The following is a 423-nucleotide window of genomic DNA, read 5'->3' as shown; positions in this document are numbered from 1 at the left end:
AACATGGTCGCCGGGTCGCCGACGCCGGTGCCGGTGTTGTTGGGGCCGCCGGAGGCCGCCGCGTCATTGACGTTGTAGGGGTAGGGCCTGACCTCGACGCAGCCCTGCCAGCTGGCGAACGGGCCATAGGTGTCGTTGTAGTCGTATTCGTCGTGGCTGCGCTTGCAGGTGTGGTTGGAGCGGTATTCGTCGCAGACGACACGCTTGGAGCCGACGATGCGCTCGTGGCTGGTGACCACCTTCATGTCGCGATAGAGCGAGAAGCGAGTGAGCATCTGGCCTTCCTGCTCGCCCCAGTCTGAGCCCTTCTTGTACCAGATGCCGTTGATCTTCTGCGCGTATTTGTTGGTGGCGTTCAGCGTCGTCCAGTCGAAATTCTCATGGTGGATCGGTGACAGCCCGTAGGTGTCCATCCAGGAAGCA

Annotated in this window: 1 pseudogene; it reads right to left on the bottom strand. The window is 61.7% G+C overall.

Going from position 1 to position 423, the window contains the following annotated elements:
- Positions 1 to 423 (bottom strand): annotated as a pseudogene (locus EOA29_RS40290) (hypothetical protein); the annotation flags it as partial.

It is taken from the genome of Mesorhizobium sp. M1E.F.Ca.ET.063.01.1.1 (genome assembly GCF_003998155.1).
Classification (GTDB): domain Bacteria; phylum Pseudomonadota; class Alphaproteobacteria; order Rhizobiales; family Rhizobiaceae; genus Mesorhizobium.
The sequence above is the reverse complement of the archived record's forward strand: the minus strand, read 5'-3'. Positions and strand labels throughout refer to the sequence as shown.